General features: G+C 67.4%; 15 protein-coding genes, 3 tRNA genes and 1 pseudogene. 7 read left to right on the forward strand and 12 right to left on the reverse strand.

The window, feature by feature from the left end:
* The 9 genes and pseudogenes from AC1RRP_RS15470 to AC1RRP_RS15510 form a co-directional block, all read right to left on the reverse strand.
* Window positions 1–63 (reverse strand): annotated as a pseudogene (locus tag AC1RRP_RS15470) (GTP-binding protein); the annotation flags it as partial.
* Between the two features lie 83 nt (window positions 64–146).
* A tRNA-Thr gene (locus tag AC1RRP_RS15475) sits at window positions 147–221 on the reverse strand.
* Between the two features lie 34 nt (window positions 222–255).
* Window positions 256–329, reverse strand: a tRNA-Gly gene (locus tag AC1RRP_RS15480).
* Between the two features lie 33 nt (window positions 330–362).
* Window positions 363–448: transfer RNA gene (locus AC1RRP_RS15485), tRNA-Tyr, on the reverse strand.
* Window positions 449–512: 64 nt separating this feature from the next.
* On the reverse strand, window positions 513–1,268 hold the full coding sequence (locus AC1RRP_RS15490; RefSeq protein ID WP_493037713.1) for a uracil-DNA glycosylase: 756 nt from the start codon (window positions 1,266–1,268) through the stop codon (window positions 513–515).
* Window positions 1,269–1,273: 5 nt separating this feature from the next.
* Entirely contained in the window at window positions 1,274–2,074 is an 801-nt protein-coding gene (trpC, locus tag AC1RRP_RS15495) for an indole-3-glycerol phosphate synthase TrpC (RefSeq protein ID WP_493037715.1), read from the reverse strand.
* Window positions 2,071–3,120 (reverse strand): anthranilate phosphoribosyltransferase, encoded by a 1,050-nt coding sequence (gene trpD, locus AC1RRP_RS15500; RefSeq protein WP_493037717.1) that lies wholly within the window; start codon window positions 3,118–3,120, stop codon window positions 2,071–2,073. Before trpD ends, trpC begins: the two co-directional genes overlap by 4 nt.
* A 10-nt stretch (window positions 3,121–3,130) precedes the next feature.
* Window positions 3,131–3,724, reverse strand: coding sequence for an anthranilate synthase component II (locus AC1RRP_RS15505; protein WP_493037719.1), 594 nt, complete (start codon window positions 3,722–3,724; stop codon window positions 3,131–3,133).
* A 5-nt stretch (window positions 3,725–3,729) separates the two neighbouring features.
* Window positions 3,730–5,313: an anthranilate synthase component I family protein gene (locus tag AC1RRP_RS15510; RefSeq protein WP_493037721.1), complete on the reverse strand. Its 1,584-nt coding sequence runs from the start codon at window positions 5,311–5,313 to the stop codon at window positions 3,730–3,732.
* A 330-nt stretch (window positions 5,314–5,643) separates the two neighbouring features.
* Between AC1RRP_RS15510 and AC1RRP_RS15515 the strand changes: the two genes are divergently transcribed.
* On the forward strand, window positions 5,644–6,225 hold the full coding sequence (locus tag AC1RRP_RS15515) for a chalcone isomerase family protein (protein WP_493037723.1): 582 nt from the start codon (window positions 5,644–5,646) through the stop codon (window positions 6,223–6,225).
* Here AC1RRP_RS15515 and AC1RRP_RS15520 read toward each other — a convergent pair.
* Both AC1RRP_RS15520 and rpe read right to left on the reverse strand, forming a co-directional pair.
* On the reverse strand, window positions 6,215–9,454 hold the full coding sequence (locus AC1RRP_RS15520; RefSeq protein WP_493037725.1) for a sensor domain-containing protein: 3,240 nt from the start codon (window positions 9,452–9,454) through the stop codon (window positions 6,215–6,217). The two genes, AC1RRP_RS15515 and AC1RRP_RS15520, sit on opposite strands and share 11 nt — an antisense overlap.
* A 76-nt stretch (window positions 9,455–9,530) precedes the next feature.
* Window positions 9,531–10,211, reverse strand: a complete 681-nt coding sequence (gene rpe, locus AC1RRP_RS15525; RefSeq protein ID WP_493037727.1) for a ribulose-phosphate 3-epimerase — start codon at window positions 10,209–10,211, stop codon at window positions 9,531–9,533.
* 96 nt (window positions 10,212–10,307) lie between these two features.
* Here rpe and apaG point away from each other — a divergent pair, with 96 nt between their 5' ends.
* The 6 genes from apaG to AC1RRP_RS15555 all read left to right on the forward strand — a co-directional run bounded on the left by apaG (window position 10,308) and on the right by AC1RRP_RS15555 (window position 15,777).
* On the forward strand, window positions 10,308–10,700 hold the full coding sequence (gene apaG, locus AC1RRP_RS15530) for a Co2+/Mg2+ efflux protein ApaG (protein WP_493037729.1): 393 nt from the start codon (window positions 10,308–10,310) through the stop codon (window positions 10,698–10,700).
* Between the two features lie 13 nt (window positions 10,701–10,713).
* Window positions 10,714–12,714 (forward strand): site-specific recombinase, encoded by a 2,001-nt coding sequence (locus tag AC1RRP_RS15535; RefSeq protein ID WP_493037731.1) that lies wholly within the window; start codon window positions 10,714–10,716, stop codon window positions 12,712–12,714.
* A complete protein-coding gene (thiL, locus tag AC1RRP_RS15540) occupies window positions 12,707–13,687 on the forward strand; it encodes a thiamine-phosphate kinase (protein WP_493037733.1) in 981 nt (326 codons plus the stop codon). Before AC1RRP_RS15535 ends, thiL begins: the two co-directional genes overlap by 8 nt.
* 23 nt (window positions 13,688–13,710) lie before the next feature.
* Window positions 13,711–14,262, forward strand: coding sequence for a phosphatidylglycerophosphatase A family protein (locus AC1RRP_RS15545; RefSeq protein ID WP_493037735.1), 552 nt, complete (start codon window positions 13,711–13,713; stop codon window positions 14,260–14,262).
* 136 nt (window positions 14,263–14,398) lie between these two features.
* Complete coding sequence (locus AC1RRP_RS15550) at window positions 14,399–14,881, forward strand: CinA family protein (protein WP_493037987.1); 483 nt, start codon at window positions 14,399–14,401, stop codon at window positions 14,879–14,881.
* The gene (locus AC1RRP_RS15555; protein WP_493037737.1) at window positions 14,878–15,777 is read left to right on the forward strand and encodes an alpha/beta fold hydrolase; all 900 of its coding nucleotides are present in this window, start codon (window positions 14,878–14,880) and stop codon (window positions 15,775–15,777) included. The genes AC1RRP_RS15550 and AC1RRP_RS15555 overlap by 4 nt, the downstream gene beginning before the upstream one ends.
* On the opposite strand, the gene AC1RRP_RS15560 is transcribed toward AC1RRP_RS15555, so the two are convergent.
* Window positions 15,770–16,348: an OsmC family protein gene (locus tag AC1RRP_RS15560; RefSeq protein ID WP_493037739.1), complete on the reverse strand. Its 579-nt coding sequence runs from the start codon at window positions 16,346–16,348 to the stop codon at window positions 15,770–15,772. The genes AC1RRP_RS15555 and AC1RRP_RS15560 overlap by 8 nt on opposite strands.
* Between the last annotated feature and the right edge of the window lie 85 nt (window positions 16,349–16,433).

The following is a 16,433-nucleotide window of genomic DNA, read 5'->3' on the forward strand; positions in this document are numbered from 1 at the left end:
CACGTGACCGATCGTGCCCACGTTGACGTGCGGCTTGGTCCGCTCAAATTTCTCTTTTGCCATTTTTCAAATCTCCAGAAAGGATGCAAAAAGCAATTACGACTTCAAACACCAAGACACGCCGGCAGCGGCCGCGCACCTGAAAGTGGTGCCCTTTGCGGGAATCGGACCCGCGACCTCTCCCTTACCAAGGGAGTGCTCTACCACTGAGCCAAAAGGGCAATATTCTTGTCACCACCCACCGCAAAAGACACATGGAGCGGGAGACGGGAATCGAACCCGCGTCATCAGCTTGGAAGGCTGGGGTTCTACCATTGAACTACTCCCGCATCACCAAAACGCTCGCTCTACATATCTTTCACTGGTGGAGAGGGCTGGATTCGAACCAGCGTACTCGTAAGAGGGCAGATTTACAGTCTGCTGCCATTAACCACTCGGCCACCTCTCCATTAGGTGAACCTCAGATTATGCCATGAAATTTTGACGACAGCGAGACCCCAGACGCCCCGGCTTCACCAACGGACCTCGCCCAGCCCCCGTTCCAGCAAAAAAGCATTCGCCCGACTGAAGTGGCCACAGCCCAGAAAGGGCTGCGGGCCGCGCCGAGCCGACAAGGGGGACGGGTGGTTGGCGCATAACACCAGATGCGGCCCGCTCCCCGCGTCCAAGCCCGCGGCCGCTGCGGCACGCTGGGCATGGGCACCCCAGAGCATGAAAACGGCTGGCTGCGACCGCTCGACCACGGCACGAATTATTTTGTCAGTGAGCACTTCCCAGCCACGGCCGGCATGACTGGCGGGCTGGCCGTCTTCGACGGTCAGGCAGGTATTGAGCAGCAAGACCCCCTGGTGCGCCCAACGCAGCAGCGAGCCATCGGCCGGCGGGCCGGTGGTCTTGAGCGCCGGGTCGCGCACCAGTTCCTGGTGGATATTGCGCAGGGAGGGCGGCAGGCGCAGACCCGGCGCCACGGAAAAAGCCAGGCCCTCGGCCTGGCCCGGCCCATGGTACGGGTCCTGGCCCAGGATCAGGACGCGCACGTCGACCAGCGCCGTCAGCTCCAGCGCGCGCAGCGGTCGGGGTGGGTAAATGGTGGCGCCAGCCGCCAGCCGGGCGCCGATATGCTGGCCCAGCGACACCCCGGCTTCGCTGTCAAAAAACCAGGAGACCAGCGGCTGCCAGTCGGCAGCCACCGGCCAGCGACCCGGCTCCCAGGCCTGGAGGCCGGCAGGCGCAGTCGCGCCCCCCGTGAACAGGTCCGGCTGCGACACGGTCGTCAGGCAAACAGTTCGGCCAAGGCCAGGCCCGGATCGGGCGCGCGCATGAAAGCCTCGCCCACCAGGAAGGCATGGACGCCTGCCGTGCGCATGCGCTGCACATCGGCACGATCCAGGATGCCGGACTCCGTCACCAGCAGGCGATCGGCCGGCACGCGCTCGCGCAGCGTCAGCGTGGTCTCCAGCGACACCTCGAAGGTGCGCAGGTTGCGGTTGTTGATGCCCACCAACGGGGTCTTCAGTTTCAGCGCGCGGTCCAACTCGGCCCCGTCGTGCACCTCGACCAGCACGGCCATGTCCAGCCCGCGCGCGATGGCTTCCAGGTCGGCCATCTGCGCGTCGTCCAGGCAGGCGGCGATCAGCAGGATGCAGTCCGCCCCCATGGCGCGCGACTCGTAGATCTGGTACGGGTCGACCATGAAATCCTTGCGCAGCACGGGCAGCTGGCAGGAGGCGCGCGCCTGCTTCAGGTAGTCGGGCTGGCCCTGGAAGAACTGGCGATCGGTCAGCACCGAAAGGCAGGCGGCGCTGGTCTGGCCGTCGCCTTCGGCGTAGCTCTGGGCAATGTCGGCGGGAATGAAGTCCTCGCGCAGCACGCCCTTGCTCGGACTGGCCTTCTTGACCTCGGCGATCACCGCGGCCTGGCCGGCGGCGATCTTGGCGCGCATGGCGCCGACGAAGTCTCGGGTGAGCACACGCGATTCGGCGTCGGCCCGCATGGCCGCCAGCGAGGTCTTCTTCAGGGCCGCGGCCACTTCCTGGCGCTTGACGGCCACGATCTTGTCGAGGATGTCGCTCATGCTGCTTGCCCCAGACGGTGCGCCACGGTCACCAGCTGCTCCAGCTTGGCCTTGGCGGCGCCGGAATCGACGACCTCCCGCGCACGCGTGATGCCTGCGGCCAGGCTGTCCGCCACATTCGCGGCGTACAGCGCCGCCCCGGCATTGAGCAGGACGATGTCACGCGCGGCGCCCGGCTGCTTGTCCAGCACGCCCACGAGCATGGCGCGCGAGGCCTCGGGCGTGTCCACCTTGAGGGCGCGCGTGCTGGCCATGGTCAGGCCGAAGTCCTCTGGATGGATCTCGTACTCGGTGACCTCACCATTTTTGAGTTCGCCCACCAGAGTGGCCGCCCCCAGGCTGATCTCGTCCATGCCGTCCTTGCCATAGACCACCACGGCATGCTCGGTCCCCAGGCGCTGCAGGGCGCGCACCTGGATCCCGACCAGATCCGCATGGAACACGCCCATGAGGATGTTGGGCGCGCCGGCCGGGTTGGTCAGCGGACCCAGGATGTTGAAGAGGGTCTTGATCCCCAGCTCGCGGCGTACCGGCGCCACGTTTTTCATGGCCGGGTGATGGTTGGGCGCGAACATGAAACCCACCCCCGTTTCGGCGATGCACCGGGCGATGGCCTCGGGCTGGAGGTTGATGTTCACGCCCAGCGATTCCATCACGTCCGCGCTGCCGCTCTTGCTGCTGACGCTGCGCCCACCGTGCTTGCTGACCTTGGCGCCGGCGGCTGCCGCCACGAACATGGCGCAGGTGGAGATGTTGAAGGTGTGGGCGCCGTCGCCACCGGTGCCGACGATGTCGACCAGGTGCTGGCGGTCCGCCACATGGACCTTGGTCGAGAACTCGCGCATCACCTGCGCGGCGGCCGTGATCTCGCCGATGGTCTCCTTCTTCACGCGCAGTCCGGTGATGAGGGCGGCCATCAGCACGGGTGACATCTCGCCACTCATGATGAGCCGCATGATGTGCAGCATCTCGTCATGGAAGATTTCGCGGTGCTCGATGACGCGTTGCAGCGCCTCCTGCGGAGTGATCTGGTGGGGATGGGGCATCTTGTCTTCCTCAGGCTTGTTCCAGGAAATTCTTCAGCATGGCATGACCATGCTCGGTCAGGATGGATTCGGGATGGAACTGCACACCCTCGACGGCCAGCGTCTTGTGCCTCACCCCCATGATCTCGCCATCTTCAGTCCAGGCCGTCACTTTCAGCTCGGGGGGGCAGCTCGCGCGCTCGATGGCCAGCGAGTGGTAGCGGTTCACGGTGAACTGTTTCGGCAGGCCGGCAAACACGCCTTCCTGCGTGGTCGTGATGACGCTGGTCTTGCCGTGCATCAGTTGCTGCGCCCGGATGATCTTGCCACCGAAGGCCGCGCCGATGCTCTGATGCCCGAGGCAGACGCCCAGGATGGGCAGCTTGCCGGCGAAGTGACGGATCGCCGCCACCGAGATGCCGGCCTCGGCGGGCGAACAGGGGCCGGGCGAGATGACCAGCCGGTCCAGCTGGCCGGCCTTCAGTCTCGCCTCGATCTCTTCAACCGTGATTTCGTCGTTGCGGTGCACCTCCACCGCGGCGCCGAGTTCGCCGAAGTACTGCACCAGGTTGTAGGTGAACGAGTCGTAGTTGTCCACCATGAGCAATTTGATGTTCTTTGCCATGATGTTCACTCCAGGCCCTGCTCGACCAGTTCGCTGGCCCGCACCAGCGCCCGCGCCTTGTGTTCGGTCTCGCGCCATTCCATCTCGGGCACCGAGTCGGCGACCACCCCGGCGGCGGCCTGCACGTAAAGCGTGTCGTTCTTGATGATGCCGGTACGGATCGCGATGGCCACGTCCATGTCGCCAGCGTAGCTCAGGTAGCCGCAGGCGCCGCCATAGAGGCCGCGCTTGCTGGGTTCGAGCTGATCGATCAGCTCCATGGCGTGCACCTTGGGCGCGCCGGTCAGGGTGCCGGCCGGGAAGGTGGCCTTGAGCACGTCCATGGAACTCATGCCGTCCTTGAGCAGGCCCTCGACATTGCTCACGATGTGCATCACGTGGCTGTAACGTTCGACCACGAAGGCCTCGGTCACCTTGACGCTGCCGGTCTTGGCGATGCGGCCGATGTCGTTGCGCGCGAGATCGATGAGCATCACGTGCTCGGCGCGCTCCTTGGGGTCGCCCACCAGTTCCACCTCGGCCGCCTTGTCCAGCTCGGGCGTGGCGCCGCGCGGGCGCGTGCCGGCCAGCGGGCGGATGGTGACCTTCCTGTGGGCCTCCACGCTCCCCGCTGCGCGTGGTTCGCTGCCCCCCGAGGGGGCGTTCGCGCCTTGGGACGGCCCGGCGGCGCTCAGCCCCTCGTCCACATTTTCCACACGCACCAGGATCTCCGGCGAAGCCCCCACCACATGGAAGTCCCCGAAGTGGTAGTAGTACATATAGGGCGAGGGATTGAGCGAACGCAGCGCGCGGTACAGCGAAAGCGGCGACTCGGTATAACGCTTGTGCAGGCGCTGGCCCACCTGGACCTGCATGAAGTCGCCGGCAGCGATCAGCTCCTTGGCGCGCTCCACGGCCGCGATGTAATCGGCCTTGGCGAACTCGCGCCCCACCTCATGCACCTGGCTGGGTTTGATGGGCGGCGCCTGCACCGAGATGTTCAGGCGCTCGCGCAGCTCGGCCAGGCGCGCCTGCGCCTGCGCGTAAGCCCGCGGCTGGCCGGGGTCGGCGTAGACGATGAGGTAAAGCTTGCCCGAAAGGTTGTCGATGACGGCCAGCTCCTCGCATTGCAGGAGCAGGATGTCGGGGCAGCCCAGGGTGTCGGGCGGGCAGCTCTTGACCAGTTTCTTCTCGATGTGGCGCACCGTGTCGTAGCCGAAGTAGCCGGCCAGGCCACCGCAGAAGCGCGGCAGGCCGGGTTGGAGCGCGACCTTGAAGCGCTGGTGGTACTGGGCCACGAAGTCCAGCGGGTTCAGGCGCGAGGTCTCGACCACGACGTCGTCGGTCACCACCTCGGTCACGGCCTGATCACCAAAGCCGCGCGAGCGCACCAGGGTGCGCGCCGGCAGGCCGATGAAGCTGTAGCGGCCGAAGCGCTCGCCGCCCACCACGGACTCCAGCAGGAAGGTGTTCTTGCCGCCGTTTTGCGTGTGCGCCAGCTTGAGGTACAGCGAGAGCGGCGTTTCCAGGTCGGCAAAGGCCTGGGCCAGCAAGGGAATGCGGTTATAGCCCTGGCGGGCCAGTTCATTGAATTCGGATTCGGTCATCACAGGAAAACTCCGGTTCGGCGCGGGCCTGCAGCCCTGGGCGCCAGGCACGTCGTGCCATGTTCATTCGATTCTGGAGCCCCGCCGGACGGGGCGGGGAAGCGGGGCCGGCGGATTGCCGCCACTCTCAATCGCGCGACCGGGCGCGCGCGGCAGGGCAGGTACGCCAGGGCCAGGCTCCCCGGTCGCTGCAACCTGTGCTGATGAGGCGATGAATGAACATGGAGCCAGTTTAGCAAAGGCGCCCACCCCCAGAAAAACCCTGAATCGGGCCGGAACCGCGGTCTGGGATAATTAGAACGAACGATCGTACTATTTTGGAGGTTCTCGATCATGTGGTCTCCCTTGCGTCCTTTCCTGTTCGCCCTGCTGTTCGGCATCGGCCAGCAGGCATCCGCCCTGGAAGTCGGCGGCGTCAATTTCGTACCGCAAGTCGAAGTCAACGGCAGCAAGCTGGAGCTCAACGGCGCCGGCGTGCGTTACAAGGCGGTCTTCAAGGTCTATGCCGCAGGCCTCTATGTGGGCCGCAAGGCCGGCTCGCTGGAGGAAATCCTCAAGGCCCCCGGCCCCAAGCGCATGAGCATCACCATGCTGCGCGACATCGATGCCGCCGAACTGGGCAAGCTGTTCTCCCGCGGCATGGAAGACAACATGGACCGCGCCGCCTTCGTGCAGCTGATCCCCGGCATCATGCGCATGAGCCAGATCTTTTCCGATCACAAGAAACTGATGGCCGGCGACAGCTTCACCCTGGACTGGGTCCCCGGCCAGGGCCTTTACATCGCGGTCAAAGGCAAGGTCCAGGGCGCCCCTTTCAAGGAGCCGGAGTTTTTCGCCGCCTTGATGGGCATCTGGCTGGGCCGGGTTCCGGCCGACTGGCAGCTCAAGAACGCCCTGCTGGACCTCAAGTCCTGATGGCAGGCCGGGACCGCGCCTGGGCCCACCGCTCCAGGTCACCGGCGTTGAGGGGGCGGCTGAACAGATAACCCTGGCCCTTGCCGCAGCCCAGCTCGGCCATGAGCGCGGCCTGCTCGGTCGTCTCGATCCCTTCGGCCACCGTCTGCAGGCCCAGGGTGCGCGCCATGTTGATGGTGGCGGCGATCATCACGCGGTGGTAATTGCTGGTGAGCGCCTGGCTCACGAAGGAGCGGTCGATCTTGACCTGGTTGACCGGCAGCTCGTGCAGGCAGGACAGGGATGAGTAGCCGGTCCCGAAATCGTCCAGCGAGAGCGCGACACCGAGCGCGCGGATCTCGCGCAGGATGGCCTGCATGCCCTCGTCCTGGGCGGCCAGGCTTTCCGTCACCTCCAGCATCAGCGCGCCCGGCGCCAGCCCGGCGCTGTACAACAGCTCCGACAGCTTGGCGGTGAACCCGGCCTGGCGCAGTTGCGCACGCGAGAGGTTGACCGACACCGTCTCGGGGGCCTGCTCGCCCAGCAGGGCGCGCAGGCGTACCAGTTCGCGGCAGGCGGTCTTCAGGACGAACTCGCCCAGACGGCCGATCATCCCCGTGGCTTCGGCCACGGGGATGAAGGCCAGCGGCGAGACCAGGCCGCGCCGCGGATGCGACCAGCGCGCCAGTGCCTCCATGCCCACCAGCCGCCCGCTGCCCAGCTCGATCATGGGCTGGTAGACCACGTGGATCTCGCCCTTGTCGACCGCCTGGCGCAGGTCGTTCTCCAGCTCCGCGTCGTCGTGCACGCGCTTGCGCATGGAAGGCTCGAACATCTCGTAGCGCCCGCGCCCCTGGCGCTTGGCCTCGTACATGGCGATGTCAGCGTCGCGCAGCACGCTGTCGGGGTCCTCGGCCATGTGGGCCGTGGTGACGATGCCGATGCTGGCGGTGGAGTTCACGCGGTGAGGACCGATCTGGTAAGGCTCGGCCAGCACCTCCAGCAGGCGCGAGGCCACCACCTGCGCGTCCAGGTCGCCGCGGATGTTGTCCAGCAGCACCACGAACTCGTCGCCGCCGATGCGCGCGGCCATCTGGCTGAAATCGCTGGTCTGCACGAAGGCATCGCCGGGGCGCAGGCTGTCCTCCAGGCGCTTGGCGATCTGGCGCAGCAGCTCGTCACCGACCGAATGGCCCAGCGTGTCGTTGACCTGCTTGAAGCGGTCGAAGTCCATGAAGAGCACGGCAAAACAGTAGCCGGCCTGCTGCCGGCTGCGCTGGATCGAGATCTGGATGCGGTTGAGCAGTTCGACCCGGTTGGGCAGGCGCGTCAGGCTGTCGGTGCGTGCGCTCTGCCGCAGCTGCTCTTCCAGCTCCTTCTGCGCATTGATGTCGTAGCAGATGCCCGCCATGCGCAGGGCCCGACCGCTGCCGTCGCGTGCCACCACCGTGCCGCTGTACAGCGCCCACATCCAGGCACCGCTGCCATGGCGTATGCGCACCTCCCAGTGCAGCGGCCGGCTTGAGTCGCGCAGGTTGGTGCGGATGGCCCAGTCCCAGCCCTCGCGATCATCCGGGTGGATCAGGCCGTGGAAGGTATCCGAGGTCAGCTCCAGCCCCCCCGGCTGGTAACCGAGGAGCGCCAGCATGCGGTCGTTGACGTCCATGCGCCCGCTGGGAATGTCCCAATGCCAGACCCCCAGAGAGGCGCTTTCGATGGCCAGCGTCAGCAACTGCTGCTGTTCGCGCTGCTGCGTCACATCCACCAGACAGGAGATCACGCCAGTCAGGTGCCCGGTGGCATCGTGCACCGGCTCGGTATTGACCATGTGCCATCGCAATTCGCCCGCCATGCGCATGTGCCCGACCAGCTCGCCGCGCAGGCCCACGCCGGTGCGCAGGGTCCGCACGCTGGGACGGTCCAGGTAGGGATAGGGCGTGAGGTCGGGGCGCACCACCATGTCGTCGTCAGCCAGCCGGTTGCGGCCCAGCAGTTTCTGCTGCGGCAGGGCGAGCATCTCCTGCGCCCGCCGGTTGCACTCGATCACCACACCGGCCGCCGACTGCAGCACCACGCCCGCCGGCATGATGTCCAGCAGGGTCTGCATGCGCACGCGCTGGTTGACGGTGTCGGTGATATCCCTGGCCATCAGGGTGAAGCCGGTGTGCAGGCCCTGGGCGTCATGGATGGGCTGGTAGTCGACATCGAGCCAGACCTCCTCGCCATGGCGGCCGCGGTGCATGACTTCGACCCGCACGGCCAGCCCCATGTCCAGCTCGGCCAGCAGGCGCGTCATTTCCTCGGGGTCGTTGTATTCATTGATGACCAGCAAGGCCGCATGCCGATCCAGGACCTCGTCCCGCTCCCCGCCCTTGCCGCGCAGGAAAGCCTCGTTGCACCAGAGCACACGACGTTCGCGGTCCACCACCGCCACCCAGTTGGAGGTGCGCTGCGCCACCAGCGCCAGCCGCTGGAGCTCCATCGACTGGTTCAGCAGCACCTCACCCTGCCGCCGCACGAACAGCACCAGCGGCTCGACCACCGCCAGGATCAGCAGCAGCAGCGCGCCGAGCATGACGTTGCTCGAAAACTCGATCCGGTCCAGGCTGGCGCGCGAGCGCCGCTGCGCCGCCAGCTGCAGTTCATCCACCAGGGTTTGGGTGGTCAGCCAGAAGGACTCCAGCTCGGTCAGCAGGAACTGGGAGGCCGTCAGGCGCTTCCCCAGGTTCTTCTGGTCGAGCAGCCACAGCAGGGACTGGGCGCGGTACCAGACCCGCTCGCGCCGCTCCTGCCATTCGAAGATGGCGCTGCGCAGCTGGGGGCGATCGTCGATCTGCCAGACCCCCTGGCGCGACAGCAGCTCATCGAGCAGAGACGCCTGGGTCTGTGTCTGGCTCAGCGTCTCGCCCAGCGCATTGGCGTTTTCCTCTTCGCTGCCGTCGACGTGCTGCAGCCGGGTCAGCAGCATGATCATGCGCTGGATCTGCGTCCCCTGGGCAGCGGCCACGCGGATGATCTCGGCATCGGCCTGCCGGATCTGCTCGGACAGCTGCTGCTGGCGCATCTGCCAATAGGTCAGGGCGCCCACCACCACCAGCACGGTGTACAGGGCCAGCCGCACCCAGCGGTACACCTGCAGGCCGCCTTCGGACTGGCGCCGCCCGGGCAACCAGTCCAGCACGCGCCACCAGCCGGAGCCGCGTTTTTCCCGCCGGCCGGATGCGTTGGACGTGGTGTCGCTGCTTTTCATGAACTGGCGCCGATGCTAGCCGGGAAGCGCACTTCCCGGCGTCATGGCTAACACGTAGGACACCCCCGCCCGCAGATCAGGACAGCGCCTGGCGCATGGCCTGGATGACGGCTCGGTAGTCCGACTTGCCGAAGATCGCACTGCCCGCCACGAAGGTGTCGGCACCGGCATCGGCCACGCGGCGGATGTTGTCGGCCTTGATGCCACCGTCGACCTCCAGGCGGATGTCCTTGCCGGAGGCCTCGATGCGCTTGCGCGCGGCTTCCACCTTGCGCAACGCGGAGTCAATGAAGCCCTGGCCCCCGAAGCCAGGGTTGACGCTCATGATGAGGATAAGGTCGATGTCCTCGATCACCCAGTCCAGCACGTCCAGCGGCTGGCCCGGGTTGAACACCAGGCCGGCCTGGCAGCCCTTGCCCTTGATGGCCTGCACGCTGCGGTGCACGTGGGCCGAGGCGTCCGGGTGGAAGCTGATCAGATCAGCCCCAGCGCCGGCAAAAGCCTCGGCCAGCGCGTCCACCGGCTGCACCATCAGGTGCACATCGATCGGCACCGCCTTGCCATCGGGCGTCTTCGCGTGGGGCTTGAGCGCCTGGCACACCATGGGGCCAAAGGTCAGGTTGGGCACATAGTGGTTGTCCATCACATCGAAATGGATCCAGTCGGCACCGGCGGCAATCACATTGCGCACCTCCTCGCCCAGACGGGCGAAATCGGCCGAGAGGATGGAAGGGGCAATGCGGAAGGTTTTGGACATGGTCGGTATTTTCACAGGTACGATGCAGGGAATGGTGCTCAGGAATCGCGTGCACGGCGCGAGTCCTGAGCACCATTTCCTCGACTATATCCATATATGGCAAAGTACCAGATTCTCATCGAAGTCCAGCCCCGCCATATGCCCGAGCAGTCGGCCCCGGCGCAGGGGCTTTACGTCTTCGCCTACACCGTCACCGTCACCAACACCGGCGAGATTCCGGCCCAGCTGATTTCGCGCAGCTGGAACGTCAACGATGCCAACGGCCACACGGAGAAGGTGCGCGGTCTGGGCGTGATCGGCCAGCAGCCGCTGCTGCAGCCGGGCGGCACCTTCGAGTACACCAGCGGCACGCGCCTGCGCACACCCACCGGCACCATGCACGGCAGCTACTTCTTCGTGGCCGAGGACGGCGAACGCTTCGACGTGGACATCCCCATGTTCGTGCTCGACGCGCTGAGTGCCGGCGGCGGTACGCGCACGCTGCACTAGGCCCTGCCCACCCATGCCGGCCTTTCGTGACCTGCCCAGCCTGCTGGACGCGCTGGACCCCGAGGCAGCGCTGGTCCAGCGTCATCTCTGGCTCGCCGCCCTGCTGGAGTGGGTGCGCGGCGACCGGAGCGACCCCGCTGTGTCCATCGAGCGCCTGCGACTGTTGCTGGACCTGCTGGAAGCACAAGCCCCCCTGCGCGAACGGCTGCAGGCCTGGTGGCTGGCCCTGCTGGATGGCCTGGACCCCACCACGCTGCTGGCCGACCACGGCTTTGCCCAGCGTCCGGCCTTCCTCAGCGAGTTCTTCAGCCGCCTGCTGCGCAAGCTGCTGCCGGCCACGCCGCAGACGCGCGACGCCTCCGAGCTGTTCCTGCTGCTCTTTCCTCATCCCTATGACAGCCAGTGGCTGGCCCAGCTCGACGAAGCCACGGTCGCCCGGCTGGACGCGCTGCTCAGCCCGGCCGACGCGGCGGCACGTTCGCCCTGGGCGCTGGCGCTGGAAGAGTCCATCACCTACTGCATCAGCCAGATCCGGGCCATCGGTTTTGCCCCTGAGCTGCGCCTGCGCATGAGCCCGGCCAGCCAGGAAACGCGTGCCTTCCAGAACCTGGCGGCCGATTTCGATGCCGTGCGCCTGGCCCTGCACCAGGGCCCGCCCGATGCTGCCGCGCTGGTGCAGGCGGTGCAGCGCTTCAAGGAGCGGCTCGAGGCCTGTCGCCTGGCCGCCGCCAGCGTCTACACGCACCTGGACGAAAACGGCATCTCGGTGGACATGGTGTTTCGCCTGCGCCAGTTGCGTGAACGCGTGCTGCGCGTGCGCGAACTGCTCGACACCCTGCTCTCGCCCACGCCAGCCCTCAGCACGGCACGGCTGCTGGCCCGCCTGACCCAGCTCGGGCAGGAACGCCTCAGCGTGCGCGCCCTGATCGCCAGCAACTCCTCGCTGCTGGCGGCCAAGGTCACCGAGCGCAGCGCCGAGACCGGCGAGCACTACATCACGCGCAACCGCAGCGAGTACCGCGCCATGCTGCGCAAGGCCGCCGGCGGCGGTGCGGTGATGTCGATCACCACCCTCGTGAAATTTGCGCTGCTCGGCCTGGGCCTCTCGGCTTTCTGGGGCGGCTTCGCCGCCGGCCTGAACTACGCCCTGTGCTTCGTGCTGATCCAGTTGCTGCACTGGACCGTGGCCACCAAGCAGCCGGCCATGACAGCCCCGGCCATGGCCGCACGCCTCAAGGACCTGAACGCCTCGGAGGCGGTAGACCAGTTTGTCGACGAAGTCAGCCACCTGGTGCGCTCGCAGGTCGCGGCCGTCGCGGGCAATCTGCTGCTGGTCGTGCCCTGTGTGCTGCTGCTCAGCGGCGCCTGGTTCCTGCTCACGGGGCGCCCGCCACTGACCGTGCAGGAAGCCGACCACGTCCTGCACGCCCTCACCCTGCTCGGCCCCACGGCCCTGTTTGCCGCCTTCACCGGCGTGCTGCTGTTTGTCTCCAGCATCCTGGCCGGCTGGGCCGAGAACTGGTTCGTGCTCAACCGGCTGGGCTCGGCACTGCGCTACAACCCGCGCATCACGGCCATGCTTGGTGAGGACCGCGCGGCACGCTGGGCGCTTTTCCTGCGCAACAACATCTCGGGCCTGGCCGCCAACATCTCGCTCGGCCTGATGCTTGGCCTGGTACCGGCTTTCGCCGCCTTCTTCGGCCTGGGGCTGGAGGTGCGCCACGTCACCCTCTCCACCGGCCAACTGGCGGCCGCGGGCTTCACGCTGGGCCCGGACGTGCTGGCCATGCCGGCCCTGTGGTGGTGCCTGGGCGCCGTGCTGGTGACCGGCGCGCTCAATGTCGGCGTGAGTTTCTACCTCGCCTTCCAGCTGGCGCTGCGCGCCCATAGCGTCAGCGGTGTGGACCGCGCCCGCATCTATGCCGCGATCCGCTCACGGCTGCGCCGCGCGCCGCTGGGTTTCCTGTGGCCGCCGCGCGAGCTGGCTCGCGCCCAGGAGGGCAGCGGTGGGTGAATTCGACCTGATCGCACGCTATTTCCAGCGTCCGCAACGACCCTATACCGGCGCCGTGCGGCTGGGCGTGGGCGACGACTGCGCCCTGCTGCAGCCGGCACCCGGCACGCAACTGGCCATCTCCAGCGACATGCTGGTCGAAGGCCGGCATTTCTTTGCCGACGTCGACCCGGCCACACTGGGCCACAAGGCCCTGGCCGTGAACCTCAGCGACCTGGCCGCCTGCGGTGCCCGCCCCCTGGCTTTCACGCTGGCCCTGTCCCTGCCGCAGGCCGACGAGGCCTGGCTGGCCGCCTTCGCACGCGGCCTGTTCGCGCTGGCCGACGCGCACGATTGCCAGCTCATCGGCGGCGACACCACACGCGGCCCGCTCAACATCTGCATCACGATCTTCGGCGAAGTGCCCGTGACCGACAGCGGCAGCCGCGCGCTGCTGCGCTCGGGCGCGCGGCCGGGCGATGAGCTCTGGGTCAGCGGCAGGCTGGGCGATGCGCGGCTGGCGCTCGAAGCCCTGCAGGGCCGGCGCACGCTGCCGGCCCCCCTGCTGCAGGCCGCGCGCGCCCGACTGGAGCAGCCCACACCGCGCGTCGCGCTCGGACTGGCCCTGCGCGGTGTGGCCAGCGCGGCGCTCGACGTCAGCGACGGCCTGCTCGGCGACCTGGGCCACATCCTGCAGACTTCGGGCTGCGGCGCCTGCATCGACACCTCACTCGCCGCCCCCTTGCTGGCAAGCCAGGGGCTGGCGCTGGGCGCAGAAGAAGGCCTGAGCCTCGTCCTGGCCGGCGGCGACGACTATGAACTGCTGTTCACCGCCCCGGCGTCACACGCGGAGGCTGTCGCCGCCGCGGGCCTGGCCAGCAACACCCCGGTCACACGCATCGGCCGCATCGAGGCCGAGCCCGGCCTGCGTCTGGTCGACGCGCAGGGGCGGCCGGTGTCCGGCGCTTACGCCTCGTTCGACCACTTCGCCTGAGGCGGCTCCACCATAATCCCGGCATGACCGCCCCCAGCCCCCTGCGCCCGCCCATGACCCGGCCCACCGGCAGCTTCATGCTGGCGCACCCGGCCCACGCCATCGCCCTGGGTTTCGGCTCGGGCCTCAGCCCCAAGGCGGCGGGCACCGTGGGCACGTTGTGGGCCTGGGCCGCCTTCCTGGTACTGCAGCCCTGGATGAACGAGGCCCGCTGGGGCCTGCTGCTGCTGGTCTCGCTGCCCCTGGGCTGGTGGGCCTGCAGTGTCACTGCGCGCAACCTGCAGGCGGGTGACCCCGGCTGCATCGTCTGGGACGAGATCCTCGCCTTCTGGCTGGTGCTGTGGCTCATCATGCCGACGGGCTGGCCCGAGCAGTTGCTGGCCTTCGCGCTGTTCCGCTATTTCGACGCCGCCAAGCCCGGCCCGGTCGGCTGGGCCGACCGCCTCTATCACGACATGGACCCCAGCCACGCCCGCCATGGCTGGGCCAAGGCCGGCTGGGGCATCCTGCTCGACGACCTGGTGGCGGCCTTCTGCACGCTGCTGCTGATCGCGCTGTGGCGGACTTTTTTATGAGACACCCCTGTGCCGGCTTTCGCCGTCTCCCCCTCAAGGGGGCAACGCCAGCGGCCCGGCAAAGCCGGTTCCACGGCGTTCCCCGATGGAGTCACCCAATGACGGTACGTACCGGCGCGTCGAGGTGATCCGCACCATGCTGCCCGTCACATCTACACTGGTCGAACGCTTGGCCGCACAGCTGCAGCAGCGCCAGTGGATGCTGGCCACGGCCGAGAGCTGCACGGGCGGCCTGATCGCCGCGGCCTGCACCGACCTGAGCGGCTCCAGCAACTGGTTCGAGCGCGGTTTCGTCAGCTACTCCAACACGGCCAAGAACGAGCTGCTGGGCGTGGAGGCTGCGCAGATCGAGCGGCACGGCGCCGTCAGCGAGGAAGTGGCGCGCGCCATGGCCGCCGGTGCGCTGGCGCATTCGCAGGCCCAGGTGGCGGTGGCCGTCACCGGCGTGGCCGGCCCCACGGGAGGCACACCCGACAAGCCCGTCGGTCTGGTCTGGTTCGGCTACGCCCTGCCGGGGCAACTGCTGACCGAAAAGATGCACTTCCCCGGCGACCGAGCTGCGGTGCGGGCCGCCACCGTGCACCACGCCCTGTCCCGCCTGCTGGAGTTGATGCGATGAACTGGTTTGACGGTTTCGAGACCCGCCGCTTCGAGGTCAACGGGGTGCAGATCCAGGCCCGTGTGCCGGCTGCACCACGCGGCGGCAAACCCGCCCTGCTGCTGGTGCATGGCTTTCCGCAAACCCATGCGCTGTGGCAGCGCGTGACGCAGCGCCTCAAGAACGACTACTGGATCGTGCTGCCCGACCTGCGTGGCTACGGCGATTCGGCCAAGCCCGCCGGCCTGCCCGACCACGGCAACTACTGCAAGCGCACCATGGCGCAGGACCTGGTGGACGTGATGGACCAGCTGGCCTGTCCCACCTTCTTCCTCTGCGGCCATGACCGCGGCGGCCGGGTGGCGGCCCGACTGGCGCTGGACCATCCGGAGAAAGTGACGAAGCTGTGCGTGATCGACATCGCGCCCACGCTCGACATGTACGCTGCGACGGACATGGACTTCGCGCGCGCCTACTACCACTGGTTCCACCTGATCCAGCCCTGGCCCCTGCCGGAGAAGATGATCGGTGCGGACCCCAAGACCTACCTGCACGCCAAGCTCGGCGGCTGGGGCTCGCAGGGGCTGGCCTACATCGAGCCGCAGGCGCTGGCCGAGTACGAACGCTGCTTCTGCCGACCCGAGGCCATCCACGGCGCCTGCGAAGACTACCGGGCCAGTGCCAGCATCGATCTGGAACACGACCGGACCAGTCGCGCACGCGGAGAGAAGATCGCCTGCGACACCCTGGTGCTGTGGGGCGAGCGTGGCGTGGTGCACAAGCTCTTCAAGCCGCTGGAACTCTGGCAGGCGCAATGCAGCGCCACCGTGAGCGGCCAGCGGCTGCCGGCCGGGCACTTCATCCCGGAAGAACTGCCGGCCGAGACGGCCAGCGCGCTGCAGGCATTTTTCAGCTGAGGTCGGCGCCGTGAAAAACGGTCTGCACGGTCGGCGGCTGGCGCAAGGTCTGCAACACGACGCAACAACGCTCGGCACCGGCACGTAGTTTGGCCAGTAGCTCCGGCGGCGTACCCTCCTGCGCGCTCAGGTGCACGTCACAGCGCAGGGTCTGAAAACCCACCGGCACCTGCGGGTCCATGCCCAGGGCACCGCGAACGTCGACCTCGGCGGTGACCTCCACGGTCAATGCGGCCAGTTCCACGCCCAGCAGATTGGCCACCATGCGGATCGACGAGTCCTGGCAGGCCGCCAGGGCCGCGCACAGGATGTCCCCCGGGCACGGCGCATCGTGCAAACCGCCCACGGCGCCGTGCACGCCCACGGGCAACTGCACGCCGGAACCCTGCTTGGGCTCCACGATGAAGTGCAAGGGATCGCGCGGATCGCCGCTGTGGGTGCGCGCATAGTCCGTGACCCGGGCGGCCCCGGGTTCAGTCTTGTAGCGGGCCCGCAAGGAGCGTTGACGTTCTTGAATGCTGACGGTTTCCGTCATGGACTCCTTGGTGGGGGTGGGCAGGGCCAGGTTCATGGGCATCTCCTCAGGTGTGTGAACGAAGGCCTGACTGTCTTCCTGCAGCCCCTGGTCTGTCCTTTAATGTTCTGAAAGATTTCCT

Source organism: Hylemonella sp. GW821-FHT12C09, from assembly GCF_058807395.1.

What these genes read in the sequence shown, in the direction of transcription:
- AC1RRP_RS15520 (WP_493037725.1), bottom strand. Translation starts at nt 9,454, where the DNA reads ATGAAAAGCAGCGACACCACGTCCAACGCATCCGGCCGGCGGGAAAAA.
- AC1RRP_RS15535 (WP_493037731.1), top strand. Translation starts at nt 10,714, where the DNA reads ATGCCGGCCTTTCGTGACCTGCCCAGCCTGCTGGACGCGCTGGACCCC.
- apaG (WP_493037729.1), top strand. Translation starts at nt 10,308, where the DNA reads ATGGCAAAGTACCAGATTCTCATCGAAGTCCAGCCCCGCCATATGCCC.
- trpD (WP_493037717.1), bottom strand. Translation starts at nt 3,120, where the DNA reads ATGCCCCATCCCCACCAGATCACTCCGCAGGAGGCGCTGCAACGCGTC.
- AC1RRP_RS15555 (WP_493037737.1), top strand. Translation starts at nt 14,878, where the DNA reads ATGAACTGGTTTGACGGTTTCGAGACCCGCCGCTTCGAGGTCAACGGG.
- AC1RRP_RS15515 (WP_493037723.1), top strand. Translation starts at nt 5,644, where the DNA reads ATGTGGTCTCCCTTGCGTCCTTTCCTGTTCGCCCTGCTGTTCGGCATC.
- AC1RRP_RS15545 (WP_493037735.1), top strand. Translation starts at nt 13,711, where the DNA reads ATGACCGCCCCCAGCCCCCTGCGCCCGCCCATGACCCGGCCCACCGGC.
- rpe (WP_493037727.1), bottom strand. Translation starts at nt 10,211, where the DNA reads ATGTCCAAAACCTTCCGCATTGCCCCTTCCATCCTCTCGGCCGATTTC.
- AC1RRP_RS15505 (WP_493037719.1), bottom strand. Translation starts at nt 3,724, where the DNA reads ATGGCAAAGAACATCAAATTGCTCATGGTGGACAACTACGACTCGTTC.
- AC1RRP_RS15550 (WP_493037987.1), top strand. Translation starts at nt 14,399, where the DNA reads ATGCTGCCCGTCACATCTACACTGGTCGAACGCTTGGCCGCACAGCTG.
- trpC (WP_493037715.1), bottom strand. Translation starts at nt 2,074, where the DNA reads ATGAGCGACATCCTCGACAAGATCGTGGCCGTCAAGCGCCAGGAAGTG.
- AC1RRP_RS15560 (WP_493037739.1), bottom strand. Translation starts at nt 16,348, where the DNA reads ATGAACCTGGCCCTGCCCACCCCCACCAAGGAGTCCATGACGGAAACC.